The 11844-nt window shown below is 42.1% G+C and carries 16 protein-coding genes; 10 read left to right on the top strand and 6 right to left on the bottom strand.

The window, feature by feature from the left end; all coding sequences use genetic code 11:
* The first annotated feature begins 21 nt into the window (after nucleotides 1-21).
* Nucleotides 22-909, top strand: coding sequence for an ABC transporter permease (locus tag F8S12_RS18715; protein ID WP_196517637.1), 888 nt, complete (start codon nucleotides 22-24; stop codon nucleotides 907-909).
* 33 nt (nucleotides 910-942) lie between these two features.
* A complete protein-coding gene (locus F8S12_RS18710) occupies nucleotides 943-1317 on the top strand; it encodes a hypothetical protein (RefSeq protein WP_196517636.1) in 375 nt (124 codons plus the stop codon).
* Between the two features lie 77 nt (nucleotides 1318-1394).
* Here the strand turns inward: F8S12_RS18710 and F8S12_RS18705 are convergent, their stop codons facing one another.
* Nucleotides 1395-1817 (bottom strand): peroxiredoxin, encoded by a 423-nt coding sequence (locus F8S12_RS18705; RefSeq protein ID WP_196517635.1) that lies wholly within the window; start codon nucleotides 1815-1817, stop codon nucleotides 1395-1397.
* Nucleotides 1818-2011: 194 nt separating this feature from the next.
* Here F8S12_RS18705 and F8S12_RS18700 point away from each other — a divergent pair, with 194 nt between their 5' ends.
* The 6 genes from F8S12_RS18700 to F8S12_RS18675 all read left to right on the top strand — a co-directional run bounded on the left by F8S12_RS18700 (nucleotide 2012) and on the right by F8S12_RS18675 (nucleotide 5527).
* Entirely contained in the window at nucleotides 2012-2416 is a 405-nt protein-coding gene (locus F8S12_RS18700; protein ID WP_196517634.1) for an Npun_F0494 family protein, read from the top strand.
* A 286-nt stretch (nucleotides 2417-2702) separates the two neighbouring features.
* Complete coding sequence (cobQ, locus tag F8S12_RS18695) at nucleotides 2703-4187, top strand: cobyric acid synthase CobQ (protein ID WP_196517633.1); 1485 nt, start codon at nucleotides 2703-2705, stop codon at nucleotides 4185-4187.
* A 96-nt stretch (nucleotides 4188-4283) separates the two neighbouring features.
* Entirely contained in the window at nucleotides 4284-4520 is a 237-nt protein-coding gene (locus F8S12_RS18690; RefSeq protein WP_196517632.1) for a 2Fe-2S iron-sulfur cluster-binding protein, read from the top strand.
* Between the two features lie 40 nt (nucleotides 4521-4560).
* Nucleotides 4561-4734, top strand: a complete 174-nt coding sequence (locus F8S12_RS18685) for a HigA family addiction module antitoxin (RefSeq protein ID WP_196517631.1) — start codon at nucleotides 4561-4563, stop codon at nucleotides 4732-4734.
* Between the two features lie 24 nt (nucleotides 4735-4758).
* Nucleotides 4759-5118, top strand: a complete 360-nt coding sequence (locus F8S12_RS18680; protein ID WP_196517630.1) for a hypothetical protein — start codon at nucleotides 4759-4761, stop codon at nucleotides 5116-5118.
* 103 nt (nucleotides 5119-5221) lie between these two features.
* Entirely contained in the window at nucleotides 5222-5527 is a 306-nt protein-coding gene (locus tag F8S12_RS18675) for a hypothetical protein (RefSeq protein WP_196517629.1), read from the top strand.
* Nucleotides 5528-5676: 149 nt separating this feature from the next.
* Here F8S12_RS18675 and F8S12_RS18670 read toward each other — a convergent pair whose 3' ends face one another.
* From F8S12_RS18670 to F8S12_RS18650, 5 genes are all read right to left on the bottom strand, one after another.
* Nucleotides 5677-6120 carry an SRPBCC family protein gene (locus F8S12_RS18670; RefSeq protein WP_196517628.1) on the bottom strand — a complete coding sequence of 148 codons (444 nt, stop codon included), beginning with the start codon at nucleotides 6118-6120 and terminating at the stop codon, nucleotides 5677-5679.
* Between the two features lie 85 nt (nucleotides 6121-6205).
* Complete coding sequence (gene zds / locus F8S12_RS18665; protein WP_196517627.1) at nucleotides 6206-7645, bottom strand: 9,9'-di-cis-zeta-carotene desaturase; 1440 nt, start codon at nucleotides 7643-7645, stop codon at nucleotides 6206-6208.
* 276 nt (nucleotides 7646-7921) lie between these two features.
* Entirely contained in the window at nucleotides 7922-8098 is a 177-nt protein-coding gene (locus F8S12_RS18660; RefSeq protein ID WP_196517626.1) for a CopG family transcriptional regulator, read from the bottom strand.
* 760 nt (nucleotides 8099-8858) lie between these two features.
* Nucleotides 8859-10487, bottom strand: a complete 1629-nt coding sequence (locus F8S12_RS18655) for a DUF6930 domain-containing protein (RefSeq protein WP_196517625.1) — start codon at nucleotides 10485-10487, stop codon at nucleotides 8859-8861.
* Between the two features lie 62 nt (nucleotides 10488-10549).
* Nucleotides 10550-10711: a hypothetical protein gene (locus F8S12_RS18650; protein ID WP_196517624.1), complete on the bottom strand. Its 162-nt coding sequence runs from the start codon at nucleotides 10709-10711 to the stop codon at nucleotides 10550-10552.
* A gap of 105 nt (nucleotides 10712-10816) precedes the next feature.
* Between F8S12_RS18650 and F8S12_RS18645 the strand changes: the two genes are divergently transcribed.
* Together F8S12_RS18645 and F8S12_RS18640 are read left to right on the top strand one after the other, a co-directional pair.
* A complete protein-coding gene (locus F8S12_RS18645; RefSeq protein ID WP_196517623.1) occupies nucleotides 10817-11173 on the top strand; it encodes an iron-sulfur cluster assembly accessory protein in 357 nt (118 codons plus the stop codon).
* 123 nt (nucleotides 11174-11296) lie between these two features.
* Nucleotides 11297-11719 carry a tetratricopeptide repeat protein gene (locus tag F8S12_RS18640; RefSeq protein WP_196517622.1) on the top strand — a complete coding sequence of 141 codons (423 nt, stop codon included), beginning with the start codon at nucleotides 11297-11299 and terminating at the stop codon, nucleotides 11717-11719.
* Nucleotides 11720-11844 lie beyond the last annotated feature (125 nt).

Here is an 11844-nt window from a genome sequence, read left to right as displayed (position 1 = left end):
CTCCCCACTCCCCAATTAATTATGAGCGTTACTCCTAAATCTGATATCAATTGGCAGCCAGCGACACTACCACAAGTTGACGCTAATGCTGCACCTAACTTTTTCGGTGAATTGGTACAAGAGACGTTGGCTTTAACTCGTCGCTTGTTTATTCAGTTGCAACGCCGTCCCTCATCCTTGGTTGCCGGAATTATTCAGCCGGTGATGTGGTTAGTGCTATTTGGAGCTTTGTTCCAAAATGCTCCCAAGGGTATATTTGGCAACACAACAAATTACGGTCAATTTTTGGCTGCTGGCATAATTGTGTTTACAGCCTTTGCTGGAGCGCTGAATGCTGGTTTACCCGTAATGTTTGATCGCGAGTTTGGCTTTTTTAATCGTTTGCTGGTTGCACCTCTAGCATCGCGGTTTTCCATTGTCTTTGCTTCGGCAATCTTCATCATCAGCCAAAGTTTGCTGCAAGCTGCGGTGATTGTAACGGCGGCGGCGTTCTTGGGGGCTGGACTACCAGATGCAGTAGGATTAAGTGCGATCGCTTTAATTGTCCTCCTCTTAGCTTTAGGTGTGACAGCCATCTCCCTCGGCTTGGCTTTTGCCCTACCCGGTCACATTGAACTAATCGCAGTAATTTTTGTTACTAACCTGCCATTATTGTTTGCTAGTACTGCTTTGGCTCCTCTATCCTTCATGCCTCAGTGGTTGCAGGTTGTGGCTACCTTGAATCCTCTCACCTATGCGATCGAACCCATTCGCTATCTCTATCTCCACAGTAATTGGGGATTAAGTAGTGTAGTGATGCAGGCTCCTTGGGGAAATGTTACCTTTGGAGGAGCGTTGTTAGTGTTGTTTAGCTTTGCCCTTGTCGCCTTACTGAGTATTCAACCTCAACTGCGTCGGACTCTTGCTTAAGATAAAATCGAGCAATTTTAGGGTCAAATCCCCATGAAAAAACCATTTTTACAAATTACTAGACTCTTTGTGGCTACCGTAGCGGGAGTTAGCTTTGCTTCCTTGCTCATAGCTCAACCCAGTTCGGCTCAAGTCGGTTCGACTGATGCTTTTCCCAGTGGTGGTACAACAGACCAAAATACCGATCCGTTTTCCCGCACGAATTCAGATAATTTCAATATGTTTGACCTGATTCATCAGGCAAATTTCGGGAGTTTCAACTGGAATTCTGAACAACAGAACGAACAACTCGACTCCGCCGCCGCCGCCTTTAAAGCAAGGCAACAAAAACTAATTCAAGGTCAACAATCAACCCCTAGCTTGCCATTGGTTGTACCACAATCAGTTACGCCGCCATCAGGTAACTGAATTCAAATAAAAAACCCCAAGCCTTCTAAGGTTTGGGGTGAGACTCTTTCAAAAATCCTTAGTTATCAGGTAAAAAACTACAGCCCAAGTGCAGCTAAAATATCGCTAGCATGGGTACTGGTATTTACATTAGCGTCAACATGGCTAATTTTCCCGGTGGGGTCAATCACGTAGGTAACGCGCTTGTCCACATCAAAAGCTTTGATGAGAGATTTGTCAGTGTCAGCCAGTAGGGGAAAATTCAAATTATATTTTGAGGTGAATGCCTGATGGGAGACTTCATCATCGGCACTGACTCCCAACACCACAACGTCTTTACTTTGATATTCAGGTTGAGCATCCCGAAAACTACAGGCTTGTTTGGTGCAGCCTGGCGTGTCATCTTTGGGGTAAAAATACAAAACGACCGTCTTTCCGGCAAAATCAGATAACGAGACTGTGTTGCCGTTTGTATCTTTGGCGGTAAATGCAGGTGCATCCGTACCAACTGCTAGAGGCATAATTAACCTTTCCTGTTTCAGATTGTTGATGCACTTGAAATTTTACATTAATTTATAATGATTAAATATAATTACTAAAAAATAGCATAACTATACTTTAAGTCACCAATTTTGCTTATATAAGGTAGCTGGTGTCATAAAAAATATACTTTTAAATTAATCTTTATTAGAAGAAAAATCTATACCTATACACAATGCCTGCTGTTGATTCCCAAAACCCAAATATTTTTGTCTATCCTCGAAGCACAGTCGAAAGAGCCGAGCGATCGCTAGTGTGTTCACCCTTTAATCTATCTTTATTTGAAGTTATGGGACACCAGAGTGTGTCATTAACTGCGATCGCTCTAGAAAATGGACTCAAGCAAGGCTATACTAAACGTCCCTTATCAGAATTAGCATGTGACAACGGCTTAGGCTGGCTAATCCAAGTGGGTGTATTGCGGCGAGAAGTCGATGGACAGGGAATTACAGATAGTTTTCGCCTCACTCCCTTGGGACGCCAGTTAGTGGAACAATATCAGGGAAAAAATTGGCGGACTCCTTCATGGCGCGATCGTTTCTTAGATGCTGTGATTCGTTGGTTGCGGATACCCTTTTAGAATAGAAAACCAAAGAGTTAGGATTAGGCAATCAAAGGGAACAATATATACGGAAACATCACATCTATTCGTGAAGTCTTTACCATAATCATGAAATTGAAATTTGTGATGGTGGTGGCATTGGACACTGAGTATAGGGCATAGTGTATTGGTTCTTCTTCCCCTGCTTCCCCTGCTTCCCCTGCTCCCCTGCTTCCCCTGTTTTTAAACTGATGAACGGATTGTCATATAACTGTTCACTCCTAAAAATTCACCCTGTATCTTGAAAAATTAACTGATAGTGACTATGAAATCAATTATGGTAGTGGGGACAACATCCCACGCAGGGAAATCACTTTTAACTACAGCTATTTGTCGTATTTTGTCGCGGCGTGGGTGGCGGGTGGCTCCCTTTAAAGGTCAAAATATGGCTTTAAATGCTTATGTGACTTCTAGTGGTGGAGAAATTGGCTATGCCCAAGCAGTCCAAGCTTGGGCCGCAGGAGTCATACCTTGGGTAGAAATGAACCCAATTTTGCTTAAACCACAAGGGGATATGACCTCCCAAGTAATTATTAAAGGCAGGTCTGTAGGCAAAGTGAGTGCCGCAGATTACTACGAGCAATATTTTGAACTTGGGTGGCGGACAATTGAAGAATCGCTACAGCATTTAGGAACGGAATTTGACATAGTGGTTTGTGAAGGTGCCGGTAGTCCAGCGGAGATTAACCTTAAGCACCGAGACTTAACTAATATGCGGGTGGCAAAATATTTAAACGCGCCAACCATGTTAGTGGTAGATATTGAGCGGGGTGGTGCTTTTGCCCATGTCGTTGGAACCTTAGAGTTATTGGAACCAGATGAACGCGCTCTAATTAAGGGTGTAGTAATTAATAAGTTTCGAGGACAGCGATCGCTCTTAGATCCGGGGATAAAATGGTTAGAAGAACGCACAGGTATCCCTGTTGTCGGTGTTATACCCTACTTACAAGAAGTGTTTCCAGCAGAAGACTCCCTTGATCTGCTAGAACGTCAATCATCGTCGAATAAAGCTCAAACTGACCTCAACATTGCCGTCATCCGCTTACCAAGAATTGCCAACTTCACCGACTTTGACCCACTAGAATCAGAAAGCACAGTTTCACTAAAATATCTCAGTCCTAAACAAGATTTAGGACATCCTGATGCCGTGATTCTCCCAGGGACAAAGACCACAATTGCTGATTTGCTACTGCTGCAAAAAAGTGGTATGGCAGAAGCTATCCAACACTATGCTGCTTCTGGTGGAACGGTTTTAGGTATCTGCGGTGGCTATCAAATGCTTGGTCAAATCATCGCTGATCCAGAAGGGATAGAGGGACAGGCTGGCAGGTATCAGGGGTTGAATCTTTTACCGATCAGAACTGTAATTACAGGACAAAAAGTAGCCCGCCAGCGCCAAGTTAGCTCGAATTATCCGCAACAGGGCTTGCCAGTCAATGGTTTTGAAATTCACCAAGGGCGATCGCGTATTGAACAGCAAGGGATAGACCCCAAATCTTACCATGCCCTATTTGACGATATTAATTTAGGGTTAGTGGATAATTGTCAATCAGTGTGGGGTACTTATCTCCACGGAATTTTTGACAACGGCCCTTGGCGACGGGCTTGGTTAAATCGCCTCCGTCAACAGCGAGGTTTAAAATCTTTGCCCACAGGTGTTGCTAACTACCGGGAACAGCGAGAGCAGATTTTGGACTCTCTAGCGACTGAAGTTGAAAGTCATTTAGACTTAACTCCATTTTTGTCTTAAGCTAGACTCTGATCGAAAATTCAAAAAGGATCGATTGTTTGCTTTGAGTCTGTCTGAATTACGAATTACGAATTACGAATTACGAATTATTATCTGATGATTGTTTGTGTCCGCTTTTTACCAGATGATGTCACAGTAGATGCCGAAGTGGGAGAAGCCCTATTAGATGTAGCAGACCGGGCTGGGGTATTTATTCCCACCGGTTGTCTCATGGGGTCTTGTCACGCTTGCACCGTCGAATTAGAGGATGGAGAAATCATCCGCGCTTGTATCACCGCAGTACCGCCACGTGAGGAATTGACGATTAATTTATTTAGTGACCCAACTTGGTAATGTCCGAAATTACAGACTATCATCCTTAAAGGAGAATCACATGGGACGACCACCCATCCATCCTGGAAAAATTCTTGTTGATGACCTCCATGAATTGCAGATGAGCGCAAGTGAGTTAGCACGTATCCTTCATGTACCAACAAATCGTATTACTGAAATAATTAATGGTGAACGGGCAATTACTGCTGACACGGCATTACGATTAGGGCAATGATTTGGTACTGGTGCCGAGTTGTGGATGAATTTACAAAAGAATTATGAGCTTAGACTAACTGAACAAAAAATAGGTGAAGAAATTCAGGCAACTATTTCTCCCCGGATATTACCTGAGTATAAACAAGTCATGGCAAAATTTGTTCCTATTTGGTTTTCAAGCACTACAAACTTTAGTGAAGTAGGTTTAGAACATGGATTGATAAAAAATAAACAGCTTTATAATGGTAGATGCACTTATACTATCATTACTGAAAGATACTCATCATTATACGGTATTAGCGATAATGCAAACCTAATAAAGCTATTGGAAAATGAAGGCTTTGAAGACATTAAGCTAGAATTATTAGAAGGTTATATTGGTTTTGAAAAAGTAACCGATTAAATAAGTAATAATATGTTTGGAGATTAAATATAGTGTTATGTTTATCTGTCTAATTGAGATTACTTCACTGCTCACTGTCAATCAACAGCCTATATTTTGGACTGTGGCAACATATAACTTTGACCCTGGACTAACACAAAATGAATTCTTTTGGCTTAATTGGAATATAAATGATAAAAAAAGGAAGTTGCGTATAAAAGTGCTGGAGATAGAAAAAAATGTTTTCCCAAAAGGAAGCTGTCCTCCTGATGTTTTCCCAAAAGGAATCTATCCACCCGATTATAAAAATGAATCTGTTTTCTTGTTAAGAATTTTTGGGGAAGCAGAAGACAGAGATGAATTCGTTGAAGTTGTAAATTTCATGAAAAAGATGAATCCAGGAAAATTCGATCCTACTTCTAGTAATTGAAAAAAATCAATTTTTAAGGTTTAACAAGCTCCAATCAACCAATAATAATGCTTGGTTGCACCTCCTCCAATCCTTAAAAAATCCATCTTTTCCCCTCAGGCAGCAAGAAACTTTTACAGATTGTTTCCTACTGCCTGTTTTTATCTATATCAATTAGCTTTAACATTCAGCGCATATTCTTTAAACCTTTCTAAATCAGCTTGAATCGTTGATTCAACTATCCGCCCCAAAAACAAGTTATCCATAATTTTGCCAATAATGCCGGGGATGGCGTAGGAAATGGTCATTTTGACAACGCTACCACCGTGGCGATCGTAAAAGCGAATCGCTCCCTGATTGGGCAAACCATCAATCGATTCCCATTCGATAATTTGGTTGGGAATAACTTTGAGAATTCGAGATTTCCAAGTAAATTCCAAACCGCCAGTTTTTAATTTCCAAATAGATATATCTGGATTGTCTGGCGGAATTTTCACCGAATCAATCCACTTCATCCATCGGGGCATTTGCTCTAAATCAGCCCAAAGGCTCCATACTAAATCTATAGGAGCGTCTACTTCTACGTGCACAGTATGCTCTAACCAATCTGACATTCTTTGTTCTTCCTTCGCGCCCTAAAGCAACTTCGTGTTTACGCTTCCTTTGCGGTAGCCTGCGGTAAGCCGCTTTACGTTTACGTTATTTCTTCAAAGTCTCCAAAATCACTTTTGCTGCACGCCGTCCAGAAATAGTAGCTCCTTCCATGCTGTCGATGTAATCTTGCTGAGTATAACTCCCTGCAAGGAAGAAATTATCTACTGGTGTTTTTTGGTTAGGACGGTACGCATCCATCCCTGGCGCTTCTCGGTAGAGAGACTGAGCAAGTTTTACCACACTGTACCAAGTCATATTTAGCTCCCGCGACGAGGGAAACAGTTCATGGACTTGCTTGAGGACATGGTGTGCGATCGCTTCATTACTTTGAGCAATAAACGGATCTCCCGGTGTCAGCACTAGCTGTAACAATGAACCCTGTCCTGGGCGATAATAATCAGCAGGGCTAGTCAACGCCAAATCGGCAAAACAAGAAAAGTCAGCATCGGCTGTATACAGTAAATTATCGATTCCAGCCGCGTGATTAAGCTGTTTACGTTCCTCTCCATCGTTCAGTTCCGTTACCCAACCGTCGAAGCGTAACTGCACTGTAGCCACTGGCACTGCATCCAATTTGTAAATATTGTCAAATTCCGACCACTTACGCCACTCATGGGGTAGGATGCGTTGAATTCCTGGAACATCACAGGCAAAGACGTAAGCATCAGCAGTAATAGTTTCCACTTTATCACCTTGGGCAACTACTATACCAGTGACGTGAGTTTGTTCGTCTGACTCAGTAAACTGAATTTCCCGAACTTGCCGACGCGTATAAACTTTGGTGCCTCTAACTTCTAAATATTCTAGAATAGGCTTGTGCAAATATTCAGATGGAGAACCTTCCAGCATTCGCAAAACTGAAGCTTCAGTTCTAACTGCAAATAACTGGAATATCGTTAACATACAACGGGCAGACATATTTTCGCAGTCAATGAATCCCAATGCGTAGGCGATGGGATTCCATAAGCGCTTGATGCTGCCATTACTTCCGCCGTGACTGCGGAACCAGTCGGCAAAGCTAATTCTATCTAATTTACGGATTGTTTTCATCGCCCCATTAAAGTCTACTAATCCGCGAACTATCGGACTAGTACCCAAAGCGATCGCATTTTGCAGTTTATCCTGCAACGATAGTTGAGAAGTAGTGAAAAATGCCTTTAAGCCATTGAAAGGCGCACCCGTAAGAAAGCGAAAATCCAAAGCACCAGTGCGCCCCCCTTTATTAATAAAAGTGTGGGTATGTTCCTTGAGGCGTAAGTTTTCTAACACCCCCACTTTTTTCATCAAGTCAAATAGTTGGTAGTAGCACCCGAAAAATACATGCAGCCCCATTTCTAGATGGTTGCCATCTTCATCAACCCAACTGCCAACTTTACCACCCACAAACGGACGAGATTCAAAAATCTCTATTTCACAACCAGCATCAGCTAGATCTACTGCGGTTGCTAGTCCAGCCAGTCCCGCACCTACGATTGCAACGCGCATTCCGTCGTTCCTTTTCAGCTTCTTTACAGATTGTAACTGGATTGGTGTCGGAATTTGCTACTTAACATCAACTCCACCAGCATTTCAAAGCATGGCAATGTCGATACTAAAACCTCTTTGATCACTTCTTTTAGTCCCGGCAAATGACCAGACGCGAGAAAAATCGCGTCTCGATCAGTTAGACAAATTTTTGTCCATAGCAGCGGACTCAAAAAAGTATTATGGCTATTTTTTGGTGGCAAAGCAGTTATCTGAATAAGTTATGAAAGCATCTTCTTACCTGTTTCCATCTTTGCTGTCGTCGCAAACAGGCAAACTTCTAATCAGTTCACGAATCACATCGGTTGCGGGTCTACCTGTTTGTTGACAATATTTTTCTAGTTTTTCCGCTTCCTGTGTTGCGAGATTGACTGTTATACGTTTAACAGCCCATTTTTTATTTGTCACTATCATGCTCTTTGCTGTATATTTAAGATCGTCGAAAGGGTCTAAGTAAAGATAGCACTGATAAGATTATCAGAGTTTGTCTCAGGAAACAAATAATACCATTAATATTAAAAATTTTCCTTTTGTTTAAAGTATTTATAATTTTCTAAAGAAATCAAAAAACTAAACTTTATTTGTTACCATTGTGACAGTAAAAAAGCAAGTAGTTGCTTTTGAAGGTAATAACCCCACTAACAGCATGAGTGAAGCCTGACAATGAAATTTTATAAATGAATTTGAGACACCTATCTGTTGACTAAATCAATATTTCCAAAATTATTCTCCATCGAAAGCATTTGACCTTCTCTCTTAACCAAGTTCGCTAAACCCGCTTTTAGAGAACATCTGGCATAACACTAGGAAATAAAGCTTTAGAATCATTATATGGGGAAATACTGGTTTACAGCCGGATTCCAATGGTCTATGGAGGTCGTGAATAATCAATTAAAAGTGAGCAAATAATTGTGAATTGATTGTTGTCCTAAGCTTCCTGTCCGTTGCTATACATGACGTGCATTGGAAAGTACCGCGCCCTAAGAGTACGCAGATGAAACAGGAAAAAGAATAAATATAAGCGGGTAAGGCTTTAAGTTTTAAGCCTTCTTCCTTTCCCCTTTGAAATGTAGTTTCGGTTAATATACAAATCAAATAAACATCGACTTAATTTCTCACACTCCCAATGTGACATTGAGGATTACAGCGATTCGTGCAACTATTCAATTTTAAGTTAGGGCATCAGTTGGAGAGTGCCAATACCTAAATCTTTAGGTGAAAGCGATCGCGCTTCAAACAAAGCCATCATATCTCGTAACTGAGGATTGGCACGGGAAGCTCCCATTAATCCTTTGGCAATGATTAAGCCACAGTAGCCCTTAGTATTTTTACATCGCTGATTCCATTTTTTCCGGGCTTCTACATGAATTGGATCTTCATCTAAAAATTCACCGAATAGAAACAATTCGCCATTTTGAGTTTGTAATAAACCTAGGTCATAGCGATCGCCATCGAAGGAGTCAGTACCTGGATTAAAGCAAATTGCTCTCAGTCCGCCTGCTGCTTCCATTCTTTCAATTACAGTCTTAGCCTTGGGCCGGGAAGTTTGAACTAAAATCACCGGCAAACCATCACCCACTTGTTTGATTTCACCAGCTTTGTGGTAGCTGACCCCCTTGCGTAAGTACTCCAGCATTTCCCAGGACACCACACCTAAGCTGAGGAAAGAGTCTTCTGGTATCAAGTCATCTTGCAATGATTGGAACTTTGGGGAGCCAAGGCTTTCAATCTCCTGATCATCGACACCAAAACCTGCCATTTCCTCTAATTCTGCTGCTAACTGCGGCATCGTAGAAACTGTCACAGCCGTAGATTTAGTTGATTCTTCCGACTGCGGCAGAGAGATGCGATAGCGACGGCTAAGGATAGGAAAGATGTCCTCATGAAGTTGGCGACAGTGATCGCGAATAAAGCGGCTCAGGCTTTCCATCGCAACGAAGATTACAAGTGCTTCTTCGTCATACAAAACAGACCGTAGTCCTTCTAAGGGGTGGATATTACCGAAAGTAGGGTCAATTTCTGATAATGGCAGATCCACCAAATCACCTTTTTCATCCTCATCTTCATCGGTTTCGTCAGCACTCTCAAAGGTGAGAAACAGGCAATCTTGCTTGAGGAACGCTTCTTCTAGATGCTCGGTTGATTTATCATCTGTTAAAACTGCGGCGCGAAACCTTTTTAAAGACTCTTCTGAGCGATAAAACAAAATTCCATACTCCATTCCCAGCATTCCCATGACTGAAGCGTAGAGTGTACCAACATCCCACTTATTAATCTCGATTGAAAAAATTTGCTGTTCTTCCAAAAATTCCCAAGGTGCTGCTTGCCAAATGGCAAATGCTTTCTCTCGCAAGATTTGGGCATACTGTGGGGGTAAGTCGGGGGTTTGACTATCGAGAATGTCGGCGAACCCACGAAACAGTTCATTAATTAAAGGCAGTTCTGGTGCGTAGTCAATGGCGATATCCAAATCTTGCAGCACCCCCCGCAAATAAAATTGGATCTCACGGTCTCTGACTACAATTCTTTGGGGTCTGGCAGGTCTTGCCGGACTGTGTGGATGCTCCATTGCTCGCATTAAAGTGCGAACTATTGCTTCTGGTCCGATATCTGAAGCTACCACGTCCATTCCCCGAACCACACCTTGGGAGTAATCTACCCAAAGAATGCATTCTCCCTTTGCCTCTGAATCTGAGTACTGGTTTGGTGACGATGATAACGGACGGCGATCGCCCTCCCATATAGAAGGAATTTGAGTTAATTTCTTCAACCGACGACTGGTAGAGCGATTAAAACTTGTCATAGAGTAAGTTAATCAAAAAGAAGCAATTTGGAAGTAAACTTTGGGAGATGGCTAGCCTCGGATTAAGTTTTTATGGCTGCACCTGAAGGATGGTTACTTCTCAGGCTGCCGTAAGGCTTGAACTTCAACAATACCGAATCTTTAAATCCACTGAGTCCCTCAATTCTAGAATAAAAATCTTTGGCTGCTTTTGGCGAAGTGTTTACAATTTGGTATCCAGCCATATCTAAGCCGCTAGAATGAATATAAAAACACCAATGGCAACCCGGAGGCGGTAACAAGCCTACATAGGGTAACACTTAGACTAATTTAAGGAGTTTAAAAAGTAGATGACACAAGCAATTCAGGCTCAACAACGTGGTATTTTGTTAAGCGAAGCAGCATTGCATCAGGTAAAATCCCTCCGGGACAGGCAAGGAACAGACTTCTGCTTACGGGTAGGAGTACGTCAGGGTGGCTGTTCTGGGATGTCTTACATGATGGACTTTGAAGACACCAGCAAGATCACTCCTCATGATGAAGTTTTTGACTACGATGGCTTCAAAATTGTCAGCGATCGCAAGAGTTTATTATATCTCTACGGCTTAATGCTTGATTATAGCGATGCCATGATTGGCGGTGGCTTTCAATTCACTAACCCCAATGCCAACCAAACTTGTGGTTGCGGCAAGTCCTTTGGGGTGTAATATTGTCCTTTGTCATTTGTCCTTTGTCCTTTGCAAATGACCAATACTTCTCTACGAGAGGCTGCGCCAACGGCAAGGCTCAGTACAAGTGACTAATGACCAATGACTAATGACCAATGACCAATGACTAATACAGTTGAATCCCTGTTTGATACAGGTTTAGAACGCTATAAAGCAGGAGAATCGGTAGAATCTTTAATCCCTGTGTTTAAAGAAGTGTGCGATCGCGCTCCTAAAACTAGTGCTGCTTGGATTTGTTTAGCGTGGTTATATTTACTCGAGAACAAACCCAATTTGGCTTACAAAGCTGCACAGAAGGCAGTCAAGTTAAACCCACAAGATCCACAGGCTAGAGTAAATATTGCCTTAGCAATGCTGGAAACAGGTCAAAAAGGTTTGCGAGAACACATTGACATTGCACAACAGTTAATGTTTGTCAATGAAGAATGGAGTGATGAAATAAAAAATAGTATTGAAGATGGTTTAACTAGAAAACCAGATTGGCAGAATTTGATAAAAGTCAGAAATTGGCTGTTTGAAAAATGAAGATGGGGAGTAGGAAGTAGGGAGTAGGGAGTAGGGGGACAAGGAAAAATTATTGAATAAGTCTCTCTGTTGTCTACTTTATTTCTTGCTAATACCAACTCCCCACTCCCCACTCCCTATTCCCC

The organism is Nostoc sp. WHI (assembly GCF_015714725.1).
Lineage (GTDB): Bacteria > Cyanobacteriota > Cyanobacteriia > Cyanobacteriales > Nostocaceae > Nostoc.
This window is presented reverse-complemented; position numbering and strand designations above follow the sequence as displayed.

Bases quoted from the DNA above. Each gene is read 5' to 3' on its own strand.
- F8S12_RS18715 (WP_196517637.1), top strand. From the start codon at position 22: ATGAGCGTTACTCCTAAATCTGATATCAATTGGCAGCCAGCGACACTA.
- F8S12_RS18710 (WP_196517636.1), top strand. From the start codon at position 943: ATGAAAAAACCATTTTTACAAATTACTAGACTCTTTGTGGCTACCGTA.
- F8S12_RS18705 (WP_196517635.1), bottom strand. From the start codon at position 1,817: ATGCCTCTAGCAGTTGGTACGGATGCACCTGCATTTACCGCCAAAGAT.
- F8S12_RS18700 (WP_196517634.1), top strand. From the start codon at position 2,012: ATGCCTGCTGTTGATTCCCAAAACCCAAATATTTTTGTCTATCCTCGA.
- cobQ (WP_196517633.1), top strand. From the start codon at position 2,703: ATGAAATCAATTATGGTAGTGGGGACAACATCCCACGCAGGGAAATCA.
- F8S12_RS18690 (WP_196517632.1), top strand. From the start codon at position 4,284: ATGATTGTTTGTGTCCGCTTTTTACCAGATGATGTCACAGTAGATGCC.
- F8S12_RS18685 (WP_196517631.1), top strand. From the start codon at position 4,561: ATGGGACGACCACCCATCCATCCTGGAAAAATTCTTGTTGATGACCTC.
- F8S12_RS18680 (WP_196517630.1), top strand. From the start codon at position 4,759: ATGAATTTACAAAAGAATTATGAGCTTAGACTAACTGAACAAAAAATA.
- F8S12_RS18670 (WP_196517628.1), bottom strand. From the start codon at position 6,120: ATGTCAGATTGGTTAGAGCATACTGTGCACGTAGAAGTAGACGCTCCT.
- zds (WP_196517627.1), bottom strand. From the start codon at position 7,645: ATGCGCGTTGCAATCGTAGGTGCGGGACTGGCTGGACTAGCAACCGCA.
- F8S12_RS18660 (WP_196517626.1), bottom strand. From the start codon at position 8,098: ATGATAGTGACAAATAAAAAATGGGCTGTTAAACGTATAACAGTCAAT.
- F8S12_RS18655 (WP_196517625.1), bottom strand. From the start codon at position 10,487: ATGACAAGTTTTAATCGCTCTACCAGTCGTCGGTTGAAGAAATTAACT.
- F8S12_RS18650 (WP_196517624.1), bottom strand. From the start codon at position 10,711: ATGGCTGGATACCAAATTGTAAACACTTCGCCAAAAGCAGCCAAAGAT.
- F8S12_RS18645 (WP_196517623.1), top strand. From the start codon at position 10,817: ATGACACAAGCAATTCAGGCTCAACAACGTGGTATTTTGTTAAGCGAA.
- F8S12_RS18640 (WP_196517622.1), top strand. From the start codon at position 11,297: ATGACTAATACAGTTGAATCCCTGTTTGATACAGGTTTAGAACGCTAT.